At 42.0% G+C, this 25482-nt stretch carries 23 protein-coding genes; 3 read left to right on the forward strand and 20 right to left on the reverse strand.

The window, feature by feature from the left end; all coding sequences use genetic code 11:
* Positions 1-22: 22 nt before the first annotated feature.
* The 3 genes from DET59_RS16010 to rpsU all read right to left on the reverse strand — a co-directional run bounded on the left by DET59_RS16010 (position 23) and on the right by rpsU (position 2288).
* On the reverse strand, positions 23-1333 hold the full coding sequence (locus DET59_RS16010) for an NfeD family protein (RefSeq protein ID WP_113970626.1): 1311 nt from the start codon (positions 1331-1333) through the stop codon (positions 23-25).
* A gap of 320 nt (positions 1334-1653) precedes the next feature.
* Positions 1654-2100 (reverse strand): GatB/YqeY domain-containing protein, encoded by a 447-nt coding sequence (locus DET59_RS16015; protein ID WP_113970627.1) that lies wholly within the window; start codon positions 2098-2100, stop codon positions 1654-1656.
* 14 nt (positions 2101-2114) lie between these two features.
* Positions 2115-2288, reverse strand: a complete 174-nt coding sequence (gene rpsU, locus DET59_RS16020; protein ID WP_032087602.1) for a 30S ribosomal protein S21 — start codon at positions 2286-2288, stop codon at positions 2115-2117.
* Positions 2289-2623: 335 nt separating this feature from the next.
* Here rpsU and DET59_RS16025 point away from each other — a divergent pair, with 335 nt between their 5' ends.
* Positions 2624-3556, forward strand: a complete 933-nt coding sequence (locus tag DET59_RS16025) for a Na/Pi symporter (protein ID WP_113970628.1) — start codon at positions 2624-2626, stop codon at positions 3554-3556.
* A 35-nt stretch (positions 3557-3591) separates the two neighbouring features.
* Here DET59_RS16025 and deoC read toward each other — a convergent pair whose 3' ends face one another.
* The 14 genes from deoC to gpr all read right to left on the reverse strand — a co-directional run bounded on the left by deoC (position 3592) and on the right by gpr (position 20535).
* Positions 3592-4263 carry a deoxyribose-phosphate aldolase gene (gene deoC, locus DET59_RS16030; RefSeq protein ID WP_113970629.1) on the reverse strand — a complete coding sequence of 224 codons (672 nt, stop codon included), beginning with the start codon at positions 4261-4263 and terminating at the stop codon, positions 3592-3594.
* Between the two features lie 166 nt (positions 4264-4429).
* Positions 4430-6094, reverse strand: a complete 1665-nt coding sequence (locus DET59_RS16035; RefSeq protein WP_113970630.1) for a glycoside hydrolase family 13 protein — start codon at positions 6092-6094, stop codon at positions 4430-4432.
* A gap of 237 nt (positions 6095-6331) precedes the next feature.
* The gene (mtaB, locus tag DET59_RS16040) at positions 6332-7666 is read right to left on the reverse strand and encodes a tRNA (N(6)-L-threonylcarbamoyladenosine(37)-C(2))-methylthiotransferase MtaB (protein ID WP_113970631.1); all 1335 of its coding nucleotides are present in this window, start codon (positions 7664-7666) and stop codon (positions 6332-6334) included.
* Between the two features lie 5 nt (positions 7667-7671).
* Positions 7672-8418, reverse strand: a complete 747-nt coding sequence (locus DET59_RS16045) for a 16S rRNA (uracil(1498)-N(3))-methyltransferase (RefSeq protein ID WP_113970632.1) — start codon at positions 8416-8418, stop codon at positions 7672-7674.
* Between the two features lie 31 nt (positions 8419-8449).
* The gene (gene prmA / locus DET59_RS16050) at positions 8450-9391 is read right to left on the reverse strand and encodes a 50S ribosomal protein L11 methyltransferase (RefSeq protein WP_113970633.1); all 942 of its coding nucleotides are present in this window, start codon (positions 9389-9391) and stop codon (positions 8450-8452) included.
* A 24-nt stretch (positions 9392-9415) separates the two neighbouring features.
* Positions 9416-10543 (reverse strand): molecular chaperone DnaJ, encoded by a 1128-nt coding sequence (gene dnaJ, locus DET59_RS16055; RefSeq protein ID WP_113970634.1) that lies wholly within the window; start codon positions 10541-10543, stop codon positions 9416-9418.
* Positions 10544-10736: 193 nt separating this feature from the next.
* A complete protein-coding gene (gene dnaK / locus DET59_RS16060; protein ID WP_113970635.1) occupies positions 10737-12545 on the reverse strand; it encodes a molecular chaperone DnaK in 1809 nt (602 codons plus the stop codon).
* Between the two features lie 39 nt (positions 12546-12584).
* Positions 12585-13151 (reverse strand): nucleotide exchange factor GrpE, encoded by a 567-nt coding sequence (gene grpE, locus DET59_RS16065; RefSeq protein WP_113970636.1) that lies wholly within the window; start codon positions 13149-13151, stop codon positions 12585-12587.
* 96 nt (positions 13152-13247) lie between these two features.
* On the reverse strand, positions 13248-14282 hold the full coding sequence (gene hrcA / locus DET59_RS16070) for a heat-inducible transcriptional repressor HrcA (RefSeq protein WP_113970661.1): 1035 nt from the start codon (positions 14280-14282) through the stop codon (positions 13248-13250).
* Between the two features lie 86 nt (positions 14283-14368).
* Positions 14369-15526 carry a radical SAM family heme chaperone HemW gene (gene hemW, locus DET59_RS16075; protein WP_113970662.1) on the reverse strand — a complete coding sequence of 386 codons (1158 nt, stop codon included), beginning with the start codon at positions 15524-15526 and terminating at the stop codon, positions 14369-14371.
* Positions 15527-15592: 66 nt separating this feature from the next.
* Positions 15593-17425, reverse strand: coding sequence for a translation elongation factor 4 (gene lepA, locus DET59_RS16080; protein WP_397540956.1), 1833 nt, complete (start codon positions 17423-17425; stop codon positions 15593-15595).
* 187 nt (positions 17426-17612) lie between these two features.
* A complete protein-coding gene (locus DET59_RS16085; RefSeq protein WP_113970637.1) occupies positions 17613-17948 on the reverse strand; it encodes a DUF3679 domain-containing protein in 336 nt (111 codons plus the stop codon).
* 19 nt (positions 17949-17967) lie between these two features.
* Positions 17968-19176, reverse strand: a complete 1209-nt coding sequence (gene spoIIP, locus DET59_RS16090) for a stage II sporulation protein P (RefSeq protein WP_113970638.1) — start codon at positions 19174-19176, stop codon at positions 17968-17970.
* A gap of 249 nt (positions 19177-19425) precedes the next feature.
* Positions 19426-20535 (reverse strand): GPR endopeptidase, encoded by a 1110-nt coding sequence (gene gpr, locus DET59_RS16095; RefSeq protein ID WP_113970639.1) that lies wholly within the window; start codon positions 20533-20535, stop codon positions 19426-19428.
* Positions 20536-20737: 202 nt separating this feature from the next.
* Here gpr and rpsT point away from each other — a divergent pair, with 202 nt between their 5' ends.
* The gene (gene rpsT, locus DET59_RS16100; RefSeq protein WP_113970640.1) at positions 20738-20989 is read left to right on the forward strand and encodes a 30S ribosomal protein S20; all 252 of its coding nucleotides are present in this window, start codon (positions 20738-20740) and stop codon (positions 20987-20989) included.
* A 61-nt stretch (positions 20990-21050) separates the two neighbouring features.
* On the opposite strand, the gene holA is transcribed toward rpsT, so the two are convergent.
* The gene (holA, locus tag DET59_RS16105) at positions 21051-22079 is read right to left on the reverse strand and encodes a DNA polymerase III subunit delta (protein WP_113970641.1); all 1029 of its coding nucleotides are present in this window, start codon (positions 22077-22079) and stop codon (positions 21051-21053) included.
* Between the two features lie 293 nt (positions 22080-22372).
* Between holA and DET59_RS16110 the strand changes: the two genes are divergently transcribed.
* On the forward strand, positions 22373-22507 hold the full coding sequence (locus DET59_RS16110) for a YqzM family protein (RefSeq protein WP_113970642.1): 135 nt from the start codon (positions 22373-22375) through the stop codon (positions 22505-22507).
* Between the two features lie 149 nt (positions 22508-22656).
* On the opposite strand, the gene DET59_RS16115 is transcribed toward DET59_RS16110, so the two are convergent.
* Both DET59_RS16115 and DET59_RS16120 read right to left on the reverse strand, forming a co-directional pair.
* Positions 22657-24924: a DNA internalization-related competence protein ComEC/Rec2 gene (locus DET59_RS16115; protein ID WP_113970643.1), complete on the reverse strand. Its 2268-nt coding sequence runs from the start codon at positions 24922-24924 to the stop codon at positions 22657-22659.
* Complete coding sequence (locus DET59_RS16120) at positions 24917-25480, reverse strand: ComE operon protein 2 (RefSeq protein ID WP_113970644.1); 564 nt, start codon at positions 25478-25480, stop codon at positions 24917-24919. The genes DET59_RS16115 and DET59_RS16120 overlap by 8 nt, the downstream gene beginning before the upstream one ends.
* Positions 25481-25482: the final 2 nt, after the last annotated feature.

Below are 25482 nucleotides of genomic sequence, written 5' to 3' on the forward strand. Positions count from 1 at the left end.
ATATTCTTTACCTCCTAAGTAATTATGAAATGTCTCTTACAACAATCCGCGAACCTTCTACTTTCACAATCTTAACTCTTTCACCTGCTTTAATAAAGCCACCCTCTGTCACTGCATCAATTCTTTCATCATCCACGATCACGGTTCCTGAGGGTCTTAAAGGTGTTTTCGTTAAACCTTCTTTACCGATCAATTCTAATCGATTGATGTTTGATACATATCCACTTTCTGTGCTTGTTGAATCTTTTAAAATGATTTTGTTGAAAAATTTCATTTTTTTACCAAACACCTTTACAAATATAATCATTGTCGCAACGGCAATAAGTAAAGCGATAAGAAGAGAAATGCTCATTTGCACTACATCGCCCCCTGCCAACATAATACTTGCTAGAATAGCCCCGATCCCAAGTCCGCCTGCAATGCCCCCGGGGAGGAAAAATTCCGCTACGATAAGAGCGACCCCAATGATAAAGAGGATGATGGTTTCGTAACCGGCAAGTCCCGCCACTAAATGTCCATAAAAGAATAATACAAGTGAAATCAATCCGATAGAACCGGCAATCCCAAAGCCTGGTGAATACAATTCGACAATCAACCCAAGGCTTGCCAACGAAAGAAGGATGGGTACCACGACCGGATTGGTAATGAATCGTGCCAGCTTCTCTGCAAAGGTCTCCTCGACATTTACAACAGAAGATTTATCGACACCAAGGGTTTCATATAACTCATCCAGGTTCGCAACGGTTCCTTCAGAGTAGCCGACTTGCTTGGCTTCTTTTGAACCGAGAGTCAATAATTCCCCTTTTTCAATCCCCAATTCTTCGATCACTACCGATTCATCCGCCATGGCCAGGGCAACTTGAGGATCTCTCCCATTTGATTCAGCGGCACTCTTCATGGCAGAAAGCCAGTAACTCTGAGCTTTCTTATCAGCGGCATTTCCAGCTTGATCAATCACAGCCGCAGAACCGATTTGACCATTCGGAACCATATAGATCTCATCTGCATGCAGGGAGATGAAGGCACCTGCCGATAAAGCATTATTATTCACAAAGGCAACCGTCTTTGTTTCTACGCCGTCAAGGAGCTGACCAATATCTCCAGCTGCAGTGACCAGACCTCCAGGCGTATCAATATCAAAAACAATCAGTTCAGCATTGTTTTCCTCTGCATCACTTATCGCTCTCTCCAGAAATGCATGAAGCCCTTTTTCAACTTCCTTGTGAATAGGAATGACGTATACTTTTTTTGTATTATCAGCAGAGCTTAACAAGGGCTGAAGAAAACTGAACCCAAGAATCATCATGAAAAATATTAGTAGACCTTTTTTCAACGCAACCCCCTCGTTTCAGGTAATATTCCTTGATACTCTATGTACGATTGACCTTAAAAAAAGTTTCAACTTTTTTAAAAATATTATGTGGTTGGGGCGGAATTAATTGATATAGTAAAAAAATTTGAAAAAAGAAGGATATTTTTGATGGATTGAAGCTTGCTTATGATGATCTTTCACCTTTTATTATCGACTTCCTCAAGCTTATTTTCAACCTTCAAACTATGATCTTAACTTCCCCTATTTATTTACAAACCGCTTCCCTACTTAAGGCTATTAAAAAAACCGGAAAGCATGATGGCTTTCCGGTCTCTTTAATCTTATGATAAATGTTGAAGAACAAGTTTGTTGACGAGAGCTCCATCGGCTTTCCCTTTTAATTTAGGCATGATTGCTCCCATCACTTTGCCCATGTCAGCTTTAGAAGTAGCACCTACCTCCGCTACCGTCTCTTGGACAATAGCAGAGACCTCTTCTTCTGTAAGCTGCTTAGGCATATATATTTCGACGTAAGTCAGTTCTGTTTGAATTTTTTCAACGAGGTCTTCGCGACCAGCGTTTTGAAATTCATGGAGGGAGTCTTTCCGTTGCTTCACTTCTCGAGAAAGGACAGTCAACTCTTCGTCTTCAGAGAGTTCCTGTTTCCCATGTTTAATCGCTTCATTTTGAAGTGAAGCTTTAAGCATGCGGATAACAGAAAGCTTCTCTTTTTCTTTATTTTTCATCGCTTGTTTCATATCATCATTTAAACGATTGAGAAGACTCATGCTTACACCCTCTCTTAGAACTTACGCTTTCTTGCAGCTTCTGATTTCTTTTTGCGTTTTACGCTTGGCTTTTCATAAAATTCGCGCTTTCTAAACTCTTGTAAAGTTCCTGTTTTAGAAACTGAGCGTTTGAAGCGACGAAGAGCATCTTCAAGCGATTCGTTTTTACGAACAACTGTTTTTGACATCTCTCTTTCCCTCCCTCCGAACACACTACACTTACATGTTAAAGTCAAGAAATGGTTTGTACCAAATTCTTAAGACGCAGAGTTATCTGGCGTCCTTTACTTCACCAATAGGTTATGGCTTTGCCCTTGGATCATTGTCACAAGGGGACAGAAAGTGTATGTCTTTCTTGGATGAATCCTTTATTAATATAAAGAAATCCATGTACTTTGCCATTATAATATATGATATGTAATAGGTCAACAATTTATCATAAAACACCTTATATAAATAGGCATGTCTCACTCAATTCTTCCATACATTTGTATAAAGCAGGCTGGTGTGTGGGAGGAATGTAATGATTTTACATGGAATCGCCTTTATTTTTTTCATTGTATGTTTCTTACTGGGGATGACTTGGCTGCGGTCAGGGCTATTTAATATTGCCAATCAGAAAATAAAGAAATGGCTTCATTATTTAACGAGCACTCCTGCTAAGGGTGTCCTTACAGGAACGATTGTAACAGCCTTTATCCATAGCAGTTCTGCCGTTATGGTTCTCACTGTGGGACTGGCCTCTTCCGGCTTGATACCGTTCAGACAGACGATCGGAATCATGCTTGGATCCAATATCGGAACAACGTTCACCCTTGAAATGTTCACACTGGATATGAATTATCTTATTGTCCCATCCATGATCATCGGATGCATTCTGTATTTCTTCCGCTCGCCCTCCATCCGAAGTGCGGGAATGATATTTATCGGGTTTGGATTAATCTTCACGTCGATCCGTGCGATTCAGTGGTTAGCTACTCCATTAACGACTCACGAATCCTTGCGCACGTATATCATAGAAGTGAACGAGCATGTGGTAATCGCGCTGCTTATTGGTTGTATATTAACGGCGATCATCCAGTCCAGCACCGTTGTGACAGGAGTGACGATGGGATTTCTGGCTGCAGGTTCCATTGATCTTCATGCGGGAATCACCATTATGCTTGGCGCAAACGTCGGGACATGTATTACAGCTTTTATTGCAAGCATCGGTGGGGGAACTCAAGCGAAACTGACGGCGTACGCTCATATATGGCTTAACGTTATTGGGGTGGCTCTTTTTATCCCCTTCATCCCATTACTCGGATTGGTGGCTCAATCTTTAGCAGGCTCACCCGATTTACAATTGGCCCACGCCAGTGTCCTATTTAACCTTTTATGCTCGATCCTTGTGTTGCCATTTGCGAATCAATTCGCCCGTTTCATTGAAAGGATTCACCAGCCAAAAAAAAGCTGAACGAGGATTGAATTCCTCGTTCAGCTTTTTTCTTATTAATAATCAGAGTCGCTTGTCAAACCTTGTACGATTTTCACACCAGAGCTTGCTCCCAGGCGGGTAGCTCCTGCATCAATCATAGCTTGTGCGTCTTCGGAAGATCGTACGCCTCCTGAAGCCTTCACACCGATATCAGGTCCAACTGTTTTTCTCATAAGAGCGATATCTTCTACAGTCGCTCCCCCAGTAGAGAATCCTGTAGATGTTTTCACATAATCTGCTCCAGCTTCTACAGCTAATTGGCAAGCTTTCACTTTCTCTTCATCCGTCAGCAGGCATGTTTCAATGATTACTTTTGAAAGTGCTTTACCTTTAGATGCTGCCACAACAGCTTCAATATCGCGTTTAACCAACTCATGATCGCCACTTTTCAATGCGCCGATATTGATGACCATATCCACTTCTGTAGCACCTTTTTCGATTGCATCTTTCGTTTCGAATGCTTTCGTTTCAGGCGTGGAAGCTCCAAGTGGGAACCCGATAACCGTACACACTTTTACTTCAGTGCCGCTTAATAATTCGCTTGAATATTGAACCCATGTCGGGTTAACGCACACAGAAGCAAATGTAAATTCTTTCGCTTCCTGGCAAAGTACTTCTACTTGGTCTTTCGTTGATTCTGGTTTAAGTAAAGTATGATCAATCATACTTGCAATGTTCGCAGTCATTCATTATCTCTCCTTTAACAGTTGTCCGTACCTCTCTTATCATAACAAAACAAAGAGAAAAAGACGAGCATTTCTTATTATCATCTCCAAAAAAAGAAAACCTTTTCATTATTCCTATCAAAATAAAAACAACCCCGGTATTCACATACCAGGGTTGCAATCTTCATTATTTTAAACGGTACACTCTCGCTTCGTATGGCTTAAGAGTTAATTTGCTTACATTTTCATGGCTGTCTGCATCATAGTTATTCAACAGAAGATTAGAAGAGGAGACTTCCAATTTACCCAGGTCACAAACCGCATTCTTCGTGGAAAGGTTTGTGATCACGATCATGGACCGATCTTCTCCTGTGCGGGTATACGCATAGATTTGCTTGTTTTTTTCAAGAAGCAGGTCATAGATCCCGTACGTGAAGACATCTTCCTTTTTCTTTAGTTGAATCATTTTTTTATAGAAGTTCAGAATGGAGTTTTCATCCTTTTCCTGAGCTTTTACATTGATTGTTTTATAGTTTGGATTGACTTTCATCCAAGGCTTGCCGTCTGTAAATCCACTGTTTCCTTCATCCGTCCATTGCATCGGTGTTCTGCTGTTGTCACGGGAAGAAGCCCAGATGATGTCCATGATGTCTTGGTGAGGTACTCCTTCTTCACGCTTCAGACGATATAGATTCTTGACCGCTACATCATCATAATCTTCAATGGAAGGGAATTGAACATTAGTCATCCCGATTTCCTGTCCTTGATAAATAAAGGGAGTCCCCTGCATTAAGAAGTACATGGTTGCCATGGCAGTGGCACTTTCTCTCCAATATTCTTTATCATTGCCCCAAGTGGATACAACTCGTGGTTTATCATGGTTTTCGATGAATAGGGCATTCCAGCCGTTGCCTTCGAGGCCTTTCTGCCAGCGAGTGAGCACCTTCTTCAATTCGACGATATCAAGGTCGGGGTTGGTTTCGGCGTCCCAAAGACCAAGATGTTCAAATTGGAAAATCATATCCATCTTACCGTTTTCTTTTCCAACCCACAGTTCCGCTTCATCGGCTTTTACACCATTTGCTTCTCCAACGGACATGACATCATAGTTTGCATACGTCCGATCCTTGAATTCTTGCAGGAACGTATGAATCCCTTTTTGGTTCATATGCATATCGAAAGAAGAAACATACTTTTCCTTCTTAGGATTTGGCATATCAGGAAGTCCTGAACGTTTCTTAATATGGCTGATGGCATCGATCCTGAAGCCATCAATTCCTTTATCAAGCCACCAGTTGACTGTGTCATACAGAGCGTCGCGGACTTCTTCATTTTCCCAGTTCAAATCCGGCTGCTTCGTAGAGAATACGTGAAGGAAATATTGATCTGTTTCTTCGTCATACTCCCAGGCTGATCCCCCAAAGATACTTTCCCAGTTATTCGGCTCCTTGCCTTTTACGCCATCTCTCCATATATACCAGTCACGCTTTGGATTTTCTTTAGAGCTCTTAGACTCAATGAACCAAGGGTGCTCGTCACTTGTATGATTAAGTACAAGGTCAATGATCAGTTTCATATCTCTCTTGTGAACCTCATTAAGTAGCTGATCGAAGTCCTCCATCGTACCGAAGTCTTCCATAATATCCTGATAATCAGAAATATCATATCCATTATCATCATTAGGTGATTTATACATTGGACAAATCCAAATCACATCGATACCTAATTCTTTAATATAATCCAACCGTTGAATCACGCCCTGCAAGTCACCAATTCCGTCGCCGTTTGAATCCTGAAAACTCCTGGGATAGATTTGATAGCCTACCGCTTCTTTACGCCATGCCTTTTTCATCGTAACACCTCATCAAAGTATAGTAAGATACAAACGCTTACATTTAATGCAATCGTTTGCACTATTAGTTTAAAAAAAAGACCTGTTTCATTTATTATATTGACATTAATAGTTTACAACCTTCTTCTTCACTTATCAATAGATAAATTGATTCTATACAAAAAAAAGAAAGTGGTTACAAAGAATTATTGTGCAAAAACAAAAAAGCACCCAACCATTGTCAGGTGCCTTGATTTATTAAATTGCGGCTTTTTCGTCTTCCTCTTCAAGGACACGTACAAATTGACCTTCGTTTAAAGGATAACCGGCTTTCGTGATTTTCACTTTCACCAGTTTCCCTACCATATCTTCCGTTGCCGGGAATACTACTTTCAGGTAATTATCCGTATATCCAACATAGTGATCGTCTTTGTGAATTTCTTCAGGGATGACATCTAATACTTCATTTTCAAACCGAGAAGCGTATTCTTTCGCTAATTGGTTGGAAAGTTCAATTAGACGATGAACCCGTTCGTTCTTGATGTCTTCATCGATTTGGTCGTCCATACGTGCGGCAGGAGTACCTGTCCGCTTAGAATATGGGAACACATGAAGCTCTGAGAATTTATGTTCATTGATGAACTGATATGTTTCCATAAATTCTTCTTCCGTTTCACCGGGGAAACCGACAATGACATCAGAGGTAACGGCAAGTCCTGGTAAGGCCTTCTTAAGCTTTTCCAAGCGCTCTGCAAAGAATTCCATCGTATATTTTCTGCGCATTCTCTTAAGGACCGTATTGGATCCCGATTGAAGCGGAACGTGTAAGTGTCTGACAACGATATTCGATTGATCGATCACTTCAATGACTTCATCCGTCAGTTGACTGGCTTCGATGGAAGAGATACGAATTCTCTTCAGACCTTTCACTTTCTGCTCCAGATCTTTAAGAAGCATGGCAAGATTGTAGTCTTTCATGTCCTCTCCGTATCCACCTGTGTGAATTCCTGTCAGGACAATCTCTTTATAGCCTGCATCCACAAGCTGTTGAGCTTGATGAATGACTTCTTCAGGATCACGGGATCTCATCAGACCACGTGCCCAAGGAATGATACAGAATGTACAGAAATTATTGCAGCCTTCCTGGATCTTAAGAGAGGCACGTGTACGATCTGTAAACGCCGGGACATCCAGTTCTTCGTAGACACGGTTCTTCATGATGTTCGTGACGCCATTGATCGGTTGTCGTTCTGTTTTGTATTCTTCGATATACGTAAGCATTTTTCTTCGATCCTGCGTTCCCACCACGACATCGACGCCTGGTATCGCCATGATTTCAGCAGGGGATGTTTGAGCGTAGCATCCTGTTACACAAATCACTCCGTCAGGATTCTTACGGATGGCACGACGAATGACCTGTCTGCTTTTCTTATCTCCTGTATTCGTTACCGTGCACGTGTTAATGACATACACATCTGCAATCGAATCATATTCCACACGTTCGTATCCTTCTTCTTTAAATAGTTGCCAGATGGCTTCTGTTTCGTAGTGGTTCACTTTACACCCTAGAGTGTGAAACGCTACTGATGGCATTACAATCACCTCATAAGTTCTAATTGATAGCTGATGGCTGAGAGGACATACAATGGAGCAGTCTCCGTCCGTAAGATTCTTGGGCCAAGTCCACAGGGGATAAAGCCCTCGCTCTTACACATCTCTACTTCTTTCTCTGTCAATCCACCTTCAGGACCGAATACGACAAGGACACTTTGTCCATGTTCAATCGTCGATAACACCTTTGAAAGATTTCCTTTTTCTCCGGCTCTTGCTTCTTCTTCATATGCGATCAGTTTGTAATCAAACTGTGCCTGTATTAATTGTTTCAATGAAATGGGGGCAGATACACCGGGAACAAGGAGTCTATGAGACTGTTCCGCTGCTTCCTTGACGATTTTCTCCCATCGTTCAACCTTTTTCTTTGCTTTTTTATCGTCCCACTTCACAATGGAGCGATCCGCATTAAAAGGGATAAATTGAGTGGCTCCAAGCTCTGTTCCCTTTTGGAAAATCAACTCCAATTTATCCCCTTTCGGCAGTCCGCTCGCAATGGTTACTTTAATTGGTAATTCTTTCGTCGATGTTTCCCATTTTACTATTGATAGTTCTATTGAGTCACTGGAAATCGTTTCAATACGGGCAATTGCTGATGCTTGATCCTTAAAGACAGCATAGACTTCATCATCTTCCTTCATTCTCATGACACGAACGATATGATGATAGTCATCCCCTGTTATCGTAATAGGATCATTTTCTCGATATGTGTCATTAATAAAATATCGTTGCATACAGTTTCAACTCCACCGTTTTTACTTATATTCACATAGGCTTCTTGGCAATAATAGCGACCCAGTCTTCCATGACCATAATTTCCTCTATTATAAATCCGGCAGACTCCAATGCATCACGCACTTCTTGCTTCTTTGGCTGGATAATCCCAGAGGTGATAAAAAATCCACCCGGTTTCACAAGTTCGAAGGCATCAAGTGTAAAGCGTAAAATGATTTCAGCCAAAATGTTCGCTACAATCACATCTGCTTGCCCTGTAACGCCATTCAATAAATTGTTCTCGTCAACCGTCACAGTTTGTTGAACTTTGTTCAGCTTCACATTCAGTCTTGCTGAACGAACAGCCACTTCATCCAGGTCATACGCTCTTACATTGTCTGCAGCTAACTGTGCAGCAGCAATGGATAATACACCTGAACCTGTTCCTACATCGATGACCGTATCATGTTCTTTAACGATTCGCTCAAGAGCCTGGATACACATGACGGTTGTAGGATGAGTTCCTGTCCCGAATGCCATGCCTGGATCCAGTTCAATGATGAGTTCGTCACTGTGAACCGGTTTATAGTCTTCCCAGGTAGGGACGATCGTAAATTTATCAGAGATCTTCACAGGATGGTAGTATTTCTTCCACGCCGTTGCCCATTCTTCCTCATTCACTTCTGAAATCTCCACTTTGTTTTCACCAATGTCGATATCATAGGTAACCAGGTTCGTAATGCCCTGCTTGATCTCGTCAACGGTTTCACCAAGAAAGCTATTTACGGGTAAATACGCTTTGACTAAGACACCTTCACTCGGATAATCGTCAGGATTGAGTTGGTAGATCTCTCCAAACATATCTTCTCTTTCCTTAATTAATTCGGCAGGGTCTTCAATGACCACACCGCTTGCTCCAGATTCATGAAGAATGTTTGAAATAGGTTCAATCGCTTCATTCGTAGTAAGAATACTGATTTCTGACCATTTCATTGATCTACCAACTCCGTCCTTTAGTTATTCGCCTTTAAAGGCTTTTTTTACTTTATCAAAAAAGCTTTCATGCTGTTCGTCTGGTACCTGTCCGCTAATATCCGCAAATTCTCTTAATAATTGCTTTTGCTTATCTGTTAGTTTAGAAGGGGTAACCACCTTCACCTGAACATGCTGATCGCCTGTACCGTATCCACGTACATTCGGTACTCCTTTACCTTTCAAACGGAATCTCGTGCTTGTTTGAGTTCCAGCAGGTACTTTCAGCTTAACTTTCCCGTGCAGGGTCGGTACTTCAATTTCATCACCTAGTGCCGCTTGTGCAAACGTCACTGGCATTTCACAATAGATATCATCTCCGTTACGCTCAAAGAAATCATGTGAGCGAACGTGGAAGACAACGTACAAGTCACCGGCAGGTCCGCCATTTATACCTGGTTCACCTTGACCAGTCACACGCAGCTGCTGTCCATCATCGATACCAGCCGGGATTTTAACAGAGATTTTACGGCGCTTCTGTACTTTTCCAGCTCCGCCACAAGTTGAACATTTCTCCTTGATTTGTTTACCCGTACCGTTACAGTAGTGACAAACCCGTCTGTTCACAATGCGGCCAAACGGTGTATTCTGTTCTACATTCAATTGACCCGATCCATTACAGTGTGAACATGTATTGACCTTTGTTCCCGGCTTCGCACCTGAACCATGGCAAGTGTCACATTCTTCTTCTCTCGGAATCTCGATTTCTGTGTCTTTCCCAAAGACCGCTTCTTCAAATGTCAGTGACATCGTGTATTGAAGATCGGCACCTTGTCTAGGTGCATTCGGATCTCTTCTGCGGCCTCCGCCGCCTCCGAAGAATGTATTAAAGATATCTTCGAAACCACCGAATCCGCCACCGCCAAAGTCAGCTCCGCCGCCAAATCCCTGGTTAGGGTCAGTATGTCCGAAACGATCATATTGAGCACGCTTTTGATCATCACTCAATACTTCATAGGCTTCCGATATTTCTTTGAATTTTTCATCCGCATCCGCTTCTTTATTAATATCCGGATGATATTTTTTGGAGAGCTTGCGGTATGCTTTCTTCATTTCGTCTTTTGAGGCATCTTTTCCGACACCAAGAACCTCATAATAGTCCCGTTTACTCATTAAAACACCACTCCCGAATCCTTTGCATAAAGGTTATTTTAACATTGAGCTTTGACTATTATCAATAAAAACTCAACATTCCTTGTAATTGATTGTGTCTGATAGATGAATGTAACACATTCTGTTTCTTTCAATCATAGAAAAAGTCAAAGCCAAGAACCGCCCTGACTTTGACTTTTTCGTACATACTGGATTATTTCTTGTCGTCGTTTACTTCTTCGTATTCAGCATCGACTACATCGTCGTCTTTCGAAGCTTCGCCTTCTGCTCCTTGAGCCTGCTCATAAAGCTTCATCGTTAAGCTTTGAACGATTTCTTGTAATGCATCTTTCTTTTCACGGATAAGATCCAGATCATCTTTCTCGATTGCTTCTTTTAATTCAGCTTTCGCATCTTCCGCTTTTTTCACTTCATCTTCTTCTACTTTGCCTTCAAGGTCTTTTAACGTTTTTTCCGTTTGGAAAACAAGTTGGTCTGCTTCGTTGCGAAGTTCGACTTCCTCTTTACGTTGTTTATCCGCTTCGGCATTTTCTTCCGCTTCTTTCACCATGCGTTCTACTTCATCATCTGAAAGACCGGTAGAAGACTTGATTGTGATGTTTTGCTCTTTACCTGTTCCCAGGTCCTTCGCACTTACATTCACGATACCGTTCTTATCAATATCGAATTTCACTTCGATTTGTGGTACGCCACGTGGTGCCGGCGGAATGTCCGCTAATTGGAAACGACCAAGCGTTTTGTTATCAGCAGCCATTGGGCGCTCACCTTGTAATACGTGGATATCAACAGCGGTCTGGTTATCAGCGGCAGTTGAGAATGTTTGAGATTTAGACGTCGGGATCGTTGTGTTACGCTCGATCAGCTTAGTTGATACGCCACCCATTGTTTCGATACCAAGTGAAAGTGGTGTAACGTCAAGTAAGACAACATCTTTCACGTCTCCAGTCAGAACTCCACCTTGAATCGCTGCACCCATCGCTACCACTTCGTCAGGGTTAACGCCTTTAGATGGCTCTTTACCTGTTTCTTTTCTGATTGCTTCTTGTACAGCCGGGATACGAGTTGATCCACCAACAAGAATGATTTTATCGATTTCACTTGCAGAAAGACCAGCATCTTTCATCGCTTGACGAGTTGGTCCCATTGTACGTTCTACAAGATCTGAAGAGATTTCATCGAATTTCGCTCTTGAAAGAGTCACTTCCAAGTGAAGTGGACCCGCTTCTCCAGCCGTGATGAATGGAAGTGAGATCTGAGTTGAAGTCACTCCTGAAAGATCTTTCTTCGCTTTCTCAGCTGCGTCTTTAAGACGTTGAAGGGCCATTTTATCTTTAGAAAGGTCGATGCCGTTCTCTTTTTTGAATTCAGCTACCAGATAATCGATGATCACTTGGTCAAAGTCGTCTCCACCAAGACGGTTGTCACCGGCAGTAGAACGTACTTCGAATACTCCGTCACCAAGTTCAAGGATGGATACGTCAAATGTACCGCCACCAAGGTCATATACGAGGATGGTTTGGTCTTGATCCATTTTATCCAGACCATATGCAAGTGCAGCAGCAGTTGGTTCGTTGATGATACGCTCAACTTCCAGACCCGCAATTTTACCTGCGTCTTTTGTTGCTTGACGTTCTGCATCATTGAAGTAAGCAGGTACTGTGATGACTGCTTTTTCAACTGTTTCTCCAAGATAGTCCTCTGCATATGATTTCAAGTGTTGAAGAATCATAGCTGAAATCTCTTGTGGAGTGTATTCTTTTCCTTCTGCTTCCACTTTGTGAGCTGTTCCCATATGACGTTTCACTGAGATGATCGTGTTTGGGTTTGTAATGGCTTGACGCTTTGCTACTTCCCCCACTTGCTTTTCTCCATTTTTGAACGCAACAACCGATGGAGTTGTGCGGTTTCCTTCTGCATTTGCAATAACCTTTGGCTCTCCGCCTTCAAGTACTGATACACATGAGTTTGTTGTACCTAAGTCAATACCGATAATTTTACTCATAGTAAGAAACCTCCCTGTTTTGTATATGTAATGTCTTTATTATTGATTGACCTTCACCATGGAAGGACGAATTACTCTGTCTTTCAGTTTGTATCCCTTTTGGAATTCTTCAACAACTACATTGCTATCGAAATTTTCATCTTCTGTTTGCATAACTGCTTGATGCAAATGTGGATCAAACTCTTGACCTACCGCTTCAATTGGCTCTACTCCCTCTTTCTTAAGGGCTTCAACAATACTTCTATGAACCATTTCCATTCCTTGAAGCAGTGTTTTTGTTTGATCATTATCAGCATCTATATTTAAAGCACGCTCGAAATTATCAAGTGCCGGCAATAGTTCAGTAATCAGTCCTTGAGCACGATATTTCTCCTTCGCTTCGCTTTCTACATTGACGCGTCGGCGGAAGTTATCAAAATCAGCTCTTAAACGAAGATAACGATTCTCAGACTCATTCAGCTTCTCTTCCAATTGTGAAAGCTCATCTGATTCATGTTGTTCTTCTGCTACTTCCTCTGCTTGAGGTTCTTCAGCGAACACTTCTTCTACCACTTCGCTGTTTTCTTCTTTCGCATCATGCTGCTCTTGTTTTGTTTTTTCAGACATAACATTCACCTCCTTAAAAATCTACGAACACTTGTAGGCTCCTGATGACGATAAAGACGGCATCAGAGCCTTATTTTCCTTTATACAATATGTCCACTAATCTTCACTTTGATACAGTTTCGTAAGAACCTTGGACATATCATTTGAAAAGAAATTAAGTAAACTCACGACACGGGAATACTCCATTCGAGTAGGTCCGATAATCGCAATGGATCCTAATTGTTCTTTACCAATAGAATAAGTAGCGGTTATGAGACTGCAATTCTCCATAGCAAGATGATCATTTTCTTTCCCGATTTTAATGTTCAATCCTGACGCGGATGGACGAATCAAGTTGTAGACGCTCTCCTCTTGTTCGATCATTTCAAGGAGCATGCGAACTTTATGGACGTCATTAAACTCAGGCTGGTTGAGTATATTGGTTTTCCCACCAAAGAACAGCTTATCCGTGACCGTTGGATTAAAGGAATCCGTGATCGAGTGAAGGATAAAATCATAGTTCTGAATATGCTCTCTCAGCAAGAGAGCGACTTCCTTGAAAATTTTATCGTTTAACTCACTGATGGGAACACCCGATAACCGGTCATTTAAGATGTGCACAAGCTTCTCAAGCTCTGCTGCATCCATTGTCGGCGGGATATGGAACAGTTTATTTTCAACATGTCCGTTATCCGTCACGATGATGGCAATCGCTGTATCCTTGTTCAAAGGAATCAGTTGAATCTTCTTCAGCCTATTTTCCTTCAAATCGGGACCTAATACGATGGTCGTGTAATTCGTCAGCTCGGAAAGAATCTTTGCAGACTTCTGAACCACTTTCTCCAATTCATATATTCGCTCAGTGAAGATGGAGCGAATGGCATGCACGTCATTCTTCTCTAATTTCTGTGGAGAAAGCAAGTGATCCACATAATAGCGATAACCCTTTTCAGATGGAACACGTCCTGAAGAAGTATGCGTCTTTTCAATAAAACCCAAATCCTCCAAATCAGCCATTTCATTTCGGATCGTTGCTGAGCTGAAGGAAATTTCATCCTTCTTGGACAAGCTCCTCGAACCGACAGGCTGAGCTGACAGGATAAAATCATCAATAATCACTTGAAGAATTAGAAGTTGTCGATCTGTTAACAACATTCATCACCCCTGTTAGCACTCTATTGAGATGAGTGCTAAATCTAATTAATAAATTATCAAATCAGAAAAGGGATGTCAATATATTAGATTACTCCCAGAAAAGATTGAAATACTTCGTTTCCTAAAAAGCGGCCCTGTTTCGTAAGTGCGACCCGTTCTTCATTCACCGTGAGCAGCTCCCGTTTCTTCATTTCTTCAATCGATGAACCGAAGACGGACTCGATACTGCAGTCAAATTTTTGTTGAAAAACAGACTTACTTACGCCCTCTACCTTACGTAATCCGAGGAACATTTCTTCTTCCATTCTTTCTGCTTTCGTTACCTCGTGTTGCTGGATGGTAGGCAGGGAACCTTCTGCAATTGGGTCCATATATTTTTTCAGGGGACCGTAATTGGAATAACGTACTCCGTTTATATATCCGTGCGCACCGGCTCCTAAACCATAATATTCATTATTGTCCCAATAAACGAGATTATGTTTGCTTTCGAATCCACGTTTAGCAAAATTACTGATTTCATATTGATTGATCCCGTATTTCTCCATCGTTTCGATCAGAATCTCGTACATAGCCGCTTCCTGGTCTTGAGAAGGCAATGACAGCTTCCCTTTCCTCATCAGGTTGTAGAATACCGTTTTCGGCTCTACGATGAGTGAATAAGCCGAGTAATGAGGAAGATCAAGGTCCAGTGCTTTCTTCAATGTATCTTGAAAATCTTCCTCTGTTTGCTTAGGCAGGCTATAAATCAGATCAATGCTGATATTCGAGAATCCAACTTTTTGAGCCTTTTCCACGGACGTATACACATCTTCGCTTCTATGTGTCCGTCCGATACCTTTAAGAAGCTCATCATTGAATGACTGAACACCAAAACTCAATCGGTTCACACCGTGGTCCTTTAACACTCGAAGTTTGTCTTCCGTCAAATCACCTGGGTTTGCTTCAAAGGTGAATTCCCCCTGATCAAAGGGCAGATGAGTGTTGATCGATTCACATAATAGATCAAGCTGGCTCGCATTCAATGATGTCGGAGTGCCGCCACCGACAAAAATCGTATCCAGTTTGTCAGGAGACATGACTCTTTGCTTCATTTCTTTGCCCAGGCTGATTAAATATTCATTTACGGGCTGTCCTTCTAAAAAGACTTTATTGAAATCACAATAATGACAGATATGTTCACAGAAAGGTATATGAATATAAGCTGATTTTACCAAGTATATCCCTCCTTTGGGGGCATTCATAGAGAAAAGGGGGTAAGCAGTGCTTGTATGGTACAAGCCACTTTCCCCCCTTTATCATGAAGACAATTATTTTTTATCCGTATCGTCCATTTTCAGGACGGCCATGAATGCTTCTTGCGGAACTTCTACATTCCCTACGGACTTCATACGTTTTTTACCTTCTTTTTGTTTATCAAGAAGTTTACGTTTACGTGAAATATCTCCACCGTAACATTTTGCCAGAACGTTCTTCCGAATGGCTTTAATAGTCGATCTTGCGACAATCTTCTGCCCGATCGCTGCCTGGACGGGTACTTCGAATTGTTGTCTCGGAATTAATTCCTTCAATTTCTCTACAATCAACTTCCCGCGTTCATAAGCGAAGTCACGATGAACGATAAAGCTAAGGGCATCGACATTTTCAGCGTTCAACAGGATATCCATCTTCACAAGCTTGGATTCCTTGTATCCGATCAGCTCATAATCAAATGAAGCGTACCCCTTCGTATTCGACTTCAATTGATCGAAGAAGTCATATACGATTTCAGCAAGCGGGATTTCATAGACGATGTTCACTCGGGTATCATCCATATACTGCATATCGATGAAGTTCCCGCGCTTTCCTTGACAAAGTTCCATTACGGCACCTACGTAGTCGTTCGGAACCATGATCGTTGCTTTGACATAAGGTTCTTCAACATGATCGACCTTTTGAGGATCCGGCATCATGGATGGGTTATCCACTTTCACTTCTTCACCGTCTGTCAATTTCACATGATAGATAACGCTTGGTGCAGTCGTGATCAGGTCGATTTTGAATTCCCGTTCGATACGTTCCTGAATGATCTCCATATGCAGAAGACCGAGGAATCCACAACGGAATCCAAACCCTAATGCCTGTGAAGTTTCAGGCTCAAATTGAAGGGCAGAGTCATTTAATTCAAGCTTTTCAAGTGCTTCTCTCAAATCGTTATAACGATTTGAATCAATCGGATATAGACCGCAATAAACCATCGGGTTCATTCGGCGATAACCAGGCAATGCTTCCTGTGCAGGATTTTCGGCAAGTGTGATCGTATCCCCTACACGGGTGTCCCCGACGTTCTTGATCGCTGCAGTCAAATATCCAACATCCCCGACGGTCAATTCCTTCTGACCCGTCGCTTTCGGTGTGAAGACACCGATCTCGGTCACTTCAAACTCTTTCCCTGTCGCCATCATACGGACTTTATCCCCTACCTTGACGCTTCCATCCATCACACGGATGTAGGCAACGACTCCTCGGTAGGCGTCATATAATGAGTCAAAGATCAGGGCTTTAAGTGGAGCATCTGGATCTCCCTGGGGAGCAGGTACCTTTTCAACCACCTGTTCGAGGATCTCTTCAATCCCGATCCCTGCTTTGGCTGATGCAAGGACGGCTTCAGATGCATCCAGACCGATGACATCTTCCACTTCCTGACGAACTCTCTCGGGATCGGCTGCCGGAAGATCAATTTTGTTGATGACGGGCAGGATTTCCAAGTTATTATCCAAGGCAAGATACACGTTTGCAAGCGTCTGGGCTTCAATACCCTGAGCGGCGTCCACTACAAGGACAGCTCCCTCACAAGCCGCTAAACTGCGGGATACTTCGTATGTAAAGTCTACGTGCCCCGGTGTATCAATAAGGTGGAAAATATATTCTTCCCCATCCTTTGCCTGATACTTTAATTGCACAGAATTTAATTTGATGGTGATTCCACGCTCTCTCTCAAGGTCCATGGAATCCAGCAATTGGGCTTTCATTTCACGTGCCGTCAATGCTTTCGTCTTTTCTAATATACGATCGGCAAGGGTAGATTTCCCATGGTCGATATGAGCTATAATGGAAAAGTTTCTTATTCTCGATTGTCTCTCTAATTTCTCTTCACGGTTCATTATACGTTCAACTCCTGTTATTTCCACACATGTACACTATTTTGAATTATAGCAGTAGACTATATATTATTCAATGTAAACTAAAAGGGCTATACGGAATTGTCCATTTTAAGAAGCAAATCACTTAAGTTCTCAGATAAAAAGCCTCAAAAAAAGAGAAGGCAGGAACATTCCCGAAAGCCTCCTCTTATATTAACGAAGCAATAAAGTTCACTATTTCATTGGTGATACTTTCAATTGTATTCGCAAGTGCCTTTCCAATCGAGGAAAACGCATTAAAGGCTTTCATGTCCTCTAATTTCTCTTTCTTTTCGCTTAACGTTTTCGATTCCATTTCATTCCCAAGGAAAGACGCTTCCACGTTTCCTTCCCCGTCCTGACTCACTCCCACCGGCGAAGTGAAATTTTGTTGTTCATGCCCCTTCATTTCCACGATGCCTTCATTCGCATACTGCATTCCGATCAGTACCCCGATAAATAAGGCAGATATAAGTAATGCACATTTAAAAAAGAATTTGGTCATTTCTCATCCATCCTTTTCCTTACTGACTTGAAGCAGGAGTGACAGGTGTATGATTCACCTTTTCAGCCTGCCAATAATAATCTGCGAATACTTCAGCGAAAGCCTGTGCAGATCGCTCCAATTCTTCAAACGTATTATCGACTCCGCCAAACTCCAGTAACATGGCATTGCTTGAAAGATCCTGGTTGAACTTCCCGTTGGTCCCGCTTCCCTTTTTCGCAATCACTCCACGTGAGATCCCTTTATAGTTCGCTTCCAATAATTTATGAAGCTCTGTTGCCACCTTTAAATTTTGCTCGTAATTCGGATGCTCTTCCCCGACGACAAATGCGAGCTTGGCATAAGATTTTCCATTGATCGTCCCTGTCGTGATAGCCCTTCTTTGTGAATCACGATGGATATCAACAAGATAAAGTAAGTCTTTATTACTCGTCATGGCAGCCTGCACTAATGGTCTCGACTCCTGGTAAGCAGCCCAATAATCCAATCCTTTATTGTTCAGGTTCGCTATCACATCGGTTTTATCAATTGTCGTTCCAATCCCAAGTCCCTCTAAGTTCCTCTTCACCATGTCACCCACTTTGGTGACATTTACTTCCGAGTGCATGGCTGAATCCGGATTGGTCACCCCCTCCAAGTAGGGCAGATAGGATTCACGGGTGTGGGTGAAGTAAAGATGAACCGTCTTTTTATTTCCGGTTGATAACGGCGGGGCCACATCCCCACTCTTTTGATCCGATTCTTTTAAGTTCTCTACATTCTTGAGTGGAGCTTCATTTTCTGCCTCAAGTGCTTCGGGAGGAGGGACAGATTCGATCGGCATATTGGTGAAATCCGTTCCTTCCCCGGCCACGAGGATATCCCCATCGAAAATCGAGAATCCCGGAAGCTCTCTCCCCAGGAAACTTCGGGGATCCTCAAAGCTCACATTGGTAGCCACCTGAAAAAGGAGGGAGGACAAATTCGGTAAATCCTGCTCTTCTTCAGTCAAAATTTGATTAAAAGACCGGTTTTCTAATGCCAGAATCTTATATAATGCCTCACCCTTCACATTGGAAGCCGCTTGATTCAATGAATTCGATGTAATTCTATACTCAGGGTTCAAGGAAGTGAGGATGCCCGTTATCGAAAAAATCGAGAGAAATCCTGCCACGAAGATCAACATCCCTTTCAGTATCGTTGACATATTAATCGCAACTACATAATTAGGCGCTTTATACGATCTCATTCTCCCACCCTTTCCTTTAATCTACTCTAGTACAACGTATGTCATTACTAGAGAAAGTAGAACAATATTTAGTAGTCATTATGAGGTTATTGGTGGAAAGTTAAACAGGGGAATCTATTATTTTTATCATGGTTGGCAAGGTGGGGTGGGTTCGATAGCTAGAGTGAGTTGAAGTGAGTAGGAAATTTCAATTAAAAAAACGCCTCAAGGATCATTCCCTGACCCTAAGGCGCTATTTTCACCTGCCATCTATCTCGTCTGATAACCCGTATTCTCCTGATCGACTGCATCATGCAGTGCTGCATTCAAGCCACTTGCGATAAGATTGGCCATGTCTTCCATGAACACGTCCACCTCTTTAGGTGTGACCATCAGATTATGACCGATGGGAGCCAATACTTCATGAATGAGTTTTCGTTTTTCCTGATCCTCGAGTGTTCCGACGATTCCCATGTAGGTTTGACGATGCTGTTCTTCCGGTAGATCTTCTTCTGTTAATTTCCTTCTCTCACCGAAGCTTAATCCTGCAGGGGCAAGGGATCTGGATGGACGGTCCCCTTCTCTCATTTCTTTCCCAAAATGCTTTAAAAGAAAGTCGACTGTATCACTTACGATTGTGACAGCATCGAGTACGGTCGGAACGCCTATGGCAATAACCGGAACCCCTAATGTTTCCTGATCCAACCCTTTTCGTTTGTTTCCTACACCTGACCCTGGATGTATCCCTGTATCGGAAATCTGGATGGTTGAATTGACTCGCTCAATGGACCTTGAGGCCAGGGCATCGATGGCGATGATGAAGTCGGGTTTGGATTTCTCTACTACACCGAAAATGATATCGCTCGTTTCAATGCCCGTCAGCCCCATCACACCAGGCACGAGGGCACTGACCGGTCGATAGCCCTCCTCCACTGATTCCGGCTGCAGTTCAAAAAGATGTCTCGTCACAATGATATCTTCACAGACGCGGGGCCCTAATGAATCGGGGGTTACATTCCAGTTGCCGAGCCCGACAATTAAGCAACTTGCATTTTTACTGATTTTATTATTCATTAAAAATTGATTGAATTCATTGGCAAATACTTTTTCAACCCTTTGTTGCAGTTCTGCATCTTCCTGGCGAATTCCATGGGCCTCGATGGTTAAGTAATTACCAGGTTTTTTACCGATTTTCTCTTCTCCTTCAGGTGTAACGGTGACAAGGGAAACCTTTATCCCATCTTCTTCTTTCTCTTTAATCATGACTCCTTGGATGGATGACGTATCTTCCGCTTTATCAGTGACGACCATTTCTCTTGCTTCAACGGCAAGATCGGTACGAATGGAATATTTACTATAATCGATTTCTTCGTTTTTCATTTAGACTCTACCTCCAGGCTTGGGATGTTATCTACTATTTTTTTATGTTTACCTTTTTCGTATGTGTTCATTCACTCGTTTAATTTCACTACATAGTATTGCAATATCACTGTTCGTTTGATAAAATATCATTTGTTCTTATTGTTTAGGAATTTAAATCGAGTCACATAGAATCTCGATCCTTTTATAGGAGGTGACAGGAATGCCAAATATCAAATCAGCTATCAAACGTGTAAAAACTAACAACGAGCGCAACGCTCAAAACGCTGCTGTAAAATCTACAATGCGTACTGCTATCAAGAAAGCAGAAGCTGCAGCTGCTAACAGCGCAGATAACGCTAAAGATCTAGCAACAGAAGCGGTTCGTCAATTAGACAAAGCAGCTCAAAAAGGTCTTATCCACAAAAACGCTGCGGATCGTCAAAAGTCTCGCCTTATGAAAAAAGCGAACTAATTGAAAAAAACCACCTAGCCTTTTGGCCGGGTGGTTTTTCTTTTGATCTAAAGGGGTGTCCTCAAGTAAAACTCTGATCATGGAGTTTAAACAGAAACATTTCAATCATCAGTTCTTTTTTGATTTTTCCTGTTTTGATTTCATAATCTCCTTGAGACAGCAACTCGATGATATGGGCAAGTTGTTTATCGTTGAAATGCTTTGCCTGACCTGCTGCAAGTTTCACTCTGAAAGGGTGTACTTTTAGGTAGGAAGCAATTTTTTGCTGCCCGTATCCTCTTCGTGATAGTTCCTTCGTTCCGTATATCAATCTGAACTGTCCTGCCAGAATCGATAGAATCTTCAACGGTTCTTCGTTTTGTTTGAGAAGATCGTAATAAATTCTCAATGCCTCATCGATTCTTCGGTGAACGACCTTATCCACTAATGTGAAAATGTTTTGTTCCAGGGACCGTGCTGTTAATCGTTCCACCACTTCCACATCGATTCTGTTTGTATCGCTTGCGTACAAAGAAAGCTTGTCCAGCTCCTGTGTCAGCATCATGAGGTTTGTTCCAGCAAGGGTCAGCAATAATTCAATGGCATCTTCATCTATCTGGACACTATTAGAGGCTGCCCGTTCTCTTACCCACGACTTTAATTCAGGCTCGTTCAGCTTTTTGGCTTCTACGACTTCTGCCAGTTTCTTCAAGGACTTCGTAATCTTCTTACGTTCGTCCAGTTTTTCGTAATTTGCTGTAATGACCAAAATCGTATAAGGAGCAGGGGATTGTATGTATTGTTCCAGTCGTTTAATATTGTGCTCTACCTTCTCTTTTGTTTTTTCAGCTGTCAAGAACACAGGGTTTTGTATGATGACGACCCTTTTCTCCCCCATAAATGGAAAGGTTTCTGCATCTTCTATCGCCACTTCCACAGGAGTTTCCTCCAGATCATAACTGGAAAAATTAAAATCCATTTCTTCTTCTGAAAGGGCACTTGAAACAATTCTTTGTTTCGTTTCATTAATAATAAATGACTCATTTCCGTAAACTAAATATATAGCTGCGAATTGAGATTTCTCTATTTTCTTCCAAATATCAATAACCAAGTCAGCACTCTCCATTAATTCTTTTCTCTACTCTATGGTAAAAAAGCTTTTTGGTTTTGACAAGGGGTAAAGGGGACATCCGTCAAATGGGACACCCCCTATATCTATATTAACGTTAACGGAGAAGACCTAGGAACCTTTTCCGAAAACGGTATTTCCTTTGTAATGATTAGTGTCACCCCCTTTCAGGATCTTATAGGTGACAACTCTTGTCAGTAAAGGAAAAAGTAAAGTGAAGTATAGATTTTTCAGTAGCGATGTTCTATACTAGAATAGAAATAGGAGGGGTAGTTGTGAACCAATTTGAAAAGAATGTACAATCAAAAAGAAATGATGCAGTAGATTCAGGCGTTGGGTTTATTGTTTCTTTTGGATTCTTTGCGACAATGTTCGTTATTGCAACTGTTATTAAGTTTATCGGCTCTTAATGAATATAGGAGGCAGACCTTAAAGATTCCGGTTTCTTCAACTTCCATATATGGTACTGATGTATCATACAGATGGCTTGAAGGTGCCTGACTTCTTGCAGCAGGTCTGCCCCTTTTTCATTAGCGCTTAATTTGTTTTGTCATACATCCTATGGCAGGTGGGCTGAAAACGTTCCTTTTTTATCCCAAAATCGATAGGAGATCGCCCCATTTTCTCCCGTGCTATATATTGTTATTCCTCTTCTCTTCAATCGTTCCACTACTTCAGGATGAGGATGGCCAAAACGATTGGTTTCACCCGCAGAAATCACCGCCACAGACGGTTTCGTGTCAATGAGGAACTCTTCGGTTGTACTCGTATTACTCCCATGATGACCCACTTTTAACACATCAATCGGCAGATCGAAGTTTCGGATGAACTCATTCTCCCCTTGCTCTTCTAAATCTCCAGTAAATAACCATCTCAATGACCCGATTTCACCATATAACACAATGGAATCATTATTTCCTTCATACTTTTCATCCTGCGGGGAAACAATATGCAGTCCATCTTTATCACCAGCCCAGCTGTATGGATACCAGGCTTCTTTAACAGGAACTTTCTTTTGTCCGGCGATTTTCATGATTTTCTTCATTTCGCCTTTCTCGTCGCTGTTAGGGCTAATCAGGACTTCCTTCACTTTCATTTCCCGAAGAACCGCTTCTGACCCGCCAATATGATCGAGATCTCCGTGTGTTAAGATCAAGGTGTCAATGGACGTGATGCCTTTACTTTTCAAAAAAGGAACGACGATATCTTCCCCTACAGAAAAACGACTCTTCCTCTCTTCCCATTCTTCTTTCGAAAACGGCACTTCCCCACCTGTATCGATCAGATAGGTTCCTCGATTGTACGGCAGCTTGATCAATGTAGCATCACCTTGCCCAACATCCACAAATACAATCTCACCATAAGGATTATAGGTGTTGATGAGCATGTGAGTGGATGCCCAGAAAATCAAAAGAAGACCGGAAAGCATATATTTCCTCTTTTCAAACCCAACAAACACAATATAAATAGCGATGAGGTAACCAACCAATAACAGAAATGGAGGCTTTCCCATCACAATGGTGCTGAATGGAAAAGAAGCGATAAAGGTGGATACCCATTGTATTCCATCCAAAAGATGTTTATGGAACAGTATCAACCACTCAACTGACAGAATATAGACGATGATGGTCATGGGAAGAACAATGAATGAGAAGAGGGGTACATAAAGAAGGTTCGTGAGAAAGCCCAGTAAAGAAAATTCATAGAAATGATAGAGGATGATCGGTAGCGAAGACAGCTGGGCAACGACTGTTACTTTCACCAATTGTGCAATGGATGAGGAAGTATTTAGAATAACGGCTGAAGAAACTACAAGAGAAAAACTCACCATAAATGACAGCTGAAACCCAACATTGAATACAGCAAATGGATCATATAAAACCAACATCACAAATACAATGGACAAACTGTCGATTGTACTTAACTTACTTGCCACTTTTCTGCTGAGGAGAATCACGATCAGCATGGAGGATGCCCTCATCACGGAAGGAGATGCCCCCGTCAGTACGATGTAACATAGGAGAAAAACAATCCCGATCCATGTCACCGATTCCTTTGTAACACCGATCCTCAATAGACAATAGTAAAGGACCGCAAAGACCAACCCAACGTGCAGGCCTGAAATTGCCAGTAAATGAACGACACCCAGCTCTCTGAATGCCTTCATCGTGTCTTCTGCAATCAACCCTGTTTCTCCAAACAATAACGCCTGGGTCACCCCTGCTGTTGAAGATGGAAATTCCCTTTCGATTTTTTTCAATCCATTGAATCTCAGATTTATGAGGGTATGCTTCCATGTACTTTCATCTGCACACTTCTCGAATACGTTTACGCCAAGAACCCAATACACTCCCCGATGAGCCAAATAATTTTTATAATGAAACAAGTTGGGATTTTTATTCGGTTTGGGTTCTGTCAACTGCCCCTTCACTTTACACACAAACCCCGGTTTCACATATTGGAATTTTCGTTTTTCTTCCTCTGAAGAGAAATAATAGCGAATGAGAACCTTCTCTTTCTTTATTCGAGCGAGGGTGACGAAGGAATTCCCATCGATGACTGGAATGTCATTGATCACAATTTGTAAGTCGGCCGGTTGGGGTTCTGACGTCAGAACGGTTTTCTGTCTCTTTTCTTGAATAGTGGTGTTGAGAAAGGAAATAAAGAGGAATACGAAGCAGAGAAAAAGGATGGTGAAGGTCATTTTTCTGAGGAAAAGGGATACCAGAAGCAGAGCAAGAACGACGGCACCCCAATGGAATTGAAGTGCCAGTAATGTTCCTGAAAGTACTGAAATCGCGGGGTAGAGGTATAATCCTCTATTCATTAAATAATTTTATGTATTCTTGTTCATAGTAAGCGAGCTTCTCGTCTTCGGCACCTTGATTTCTCAAGTCTTCGATTAATTGAAGCATCATGGAGGCTTTTTCTTTGTGCTTTACGTCGATGCTGCTTTCTTGAAAGGGCACTTTCTCTACATGGACGTTTGCCTTTTGAAAAAGTTCAATGGCATAAGGATGATTTTTATAATCCTTTGCATAATAAACCGTTTTTATTCCTGCCTGGATAAGAGCCTTACAGCATTGAAGACAGGGGAAGTGAGTAACATAAATATCCGCATTCTCCGTTCCGACCCCGAACTTTGAACATTGCAGCAGGGCATTCATTTCGGCATGTATGGTTCTCACGCAGTGATTGTCAATCACATAGCACCCTTCATCTATACAATGATCCCCTCCTGCAATGGAGCCGTTATAGCCTCCTGCAATGATTCGTTTTTCACGAACGATGGTTGCCCCCACCGCCAGTCTTGTACACGTGCTGCGCAGGGCAAGGAGCTGACTTTGGGCCATAAAATATTGATGCCAAGCGATTCTTTCCATCA

Source organism: Rossellomorea aquimaris (assembly GCF_003315075.1).
Lineage (GTDB): Bacteria > Bacillota > Bacilli > Bacillales > Bacillaceae_B > Rossellomorea > Rossellomorea aquimaris_C.

Coding starts and splice junctions, on each gene's coding strand:
- DET59_RS16015 (WP_113970627.1), bottom strand. CDS start 2,100: ATGAGTCTTCTCAATCGTTTAAATGATGATATGAAACAAGCGATGAAA.
- rpsU (WP_032087602.1), bottom strand. CDS start 2,288: ATGTCAAAAACAGTTGTTCGTAAAAACGAATCGCTTGAAGATGCTCTT.
- DET59_RS16025 (WP_113970628.1), top strand. CDS start 2,624: ATGATTTTACATGGAATCGCCTTTATTTTTTTCATTGTATGTTTCTTA.
- deoC (WP_113970629.1), bottom strand. CDS start 4,263: ATGACTGCGAACATTGCAAGTATGATTGATCATACTTTACTTAAACCA.
- DET59_RS16035 (WP_113970630.1), bottom strand. CDS start 6,094: ATGAAAAAGGCATGGCGTAAAGAAGCGGTAGGCTATCAAATCTATCCC.
- mtaB (WP_113970631.1), bottom strand. CDS start 7,666: ATGCCATCAGTAGCGTTTCACACTCTAGGGTGTAAAGTGAACCACTAC.
- DET59_RS16045 (WP_113970632.1), bottom strand. CDS start 8,418: ATGCAACGATATTTTATTAATGACACATATCGAGAAAATGATCCTATT.
- prmA (WP_113970633.1), bottom strand. CDS start 9,391: ATGAAATGGTCAGAAATCAGTATTCTTACTACGAATGAAGCGATTGAA.
- dnaJ (WP_113970634.1), bottom strand. CDS start 10,543: ATGAGTAAACGGGACTATTATGAGGTTCTTGGTGTCGGAAAAGATGCC.
- dnaK (WP_113970635.1), bottom strand. CDS start 12,545: ATGAGTAAAATTATCGGTATTGACTTAGGTACAACAAACTCATGTGTA.
- grpE (WP_113970636.1), bottom strand. CDS start 13,151: ATGTCTGAAAAAACAAAACAAGAGCAGCATGATGCGAAAGAAGAAAAC.
- hemW (WP_113970662.1), bottom strand. CDS start 15,526: ATGAATGCCCCCAAAGGAGGGATATACTTGGTAAAATCAGCTTATATT.
- lepA (WP_397540956.1), bottom strand. CDS start 17,425: ATGAACCGTGAAGAGAAATTAGAGAGACAATCGAGAATAAGAAACTTT.
- DET59_RS16085 (WP_113970637.1), bottom strand. CDS start 17,948: ATGACCAAATTCTTTTTTAAATGTGCATTACTTATATCTGCCTTATTT.
- spoIIP (WP_113970638.1), bottom strand. CDS start 19,176: ATGAGATCGTATAAAGCGCCTAATTATGTAGTTGCGATTAATATGTCA.
- gpr (WP_113970639.1), bottom strand. CDS start 20,535: ATGAAAAACGAAGAAATCGATTATAGTAAATATTCCATTCGTACCGAT.
- rpsT (WP_113970640.1), top strand. CDS start 20,738: ATGCCAAATATCAAATCAGCTATCAAACGTGTAAAAACTAACAACGAG.
- DET59_RS16115 (WP_113970643.1), bottom strand. CDS start 24,924: ATGAATAGAGGATTATACCTCTACCCCGCGATTTCAGTACTTTCAGGA.
- DET59_RS16120 (WP_113970644.1), bottom strand. CDS start 25,480: ATGGAAAGAATCGCTTGGCATCAATATTTTATGGCCCAAAGTCAGCTC.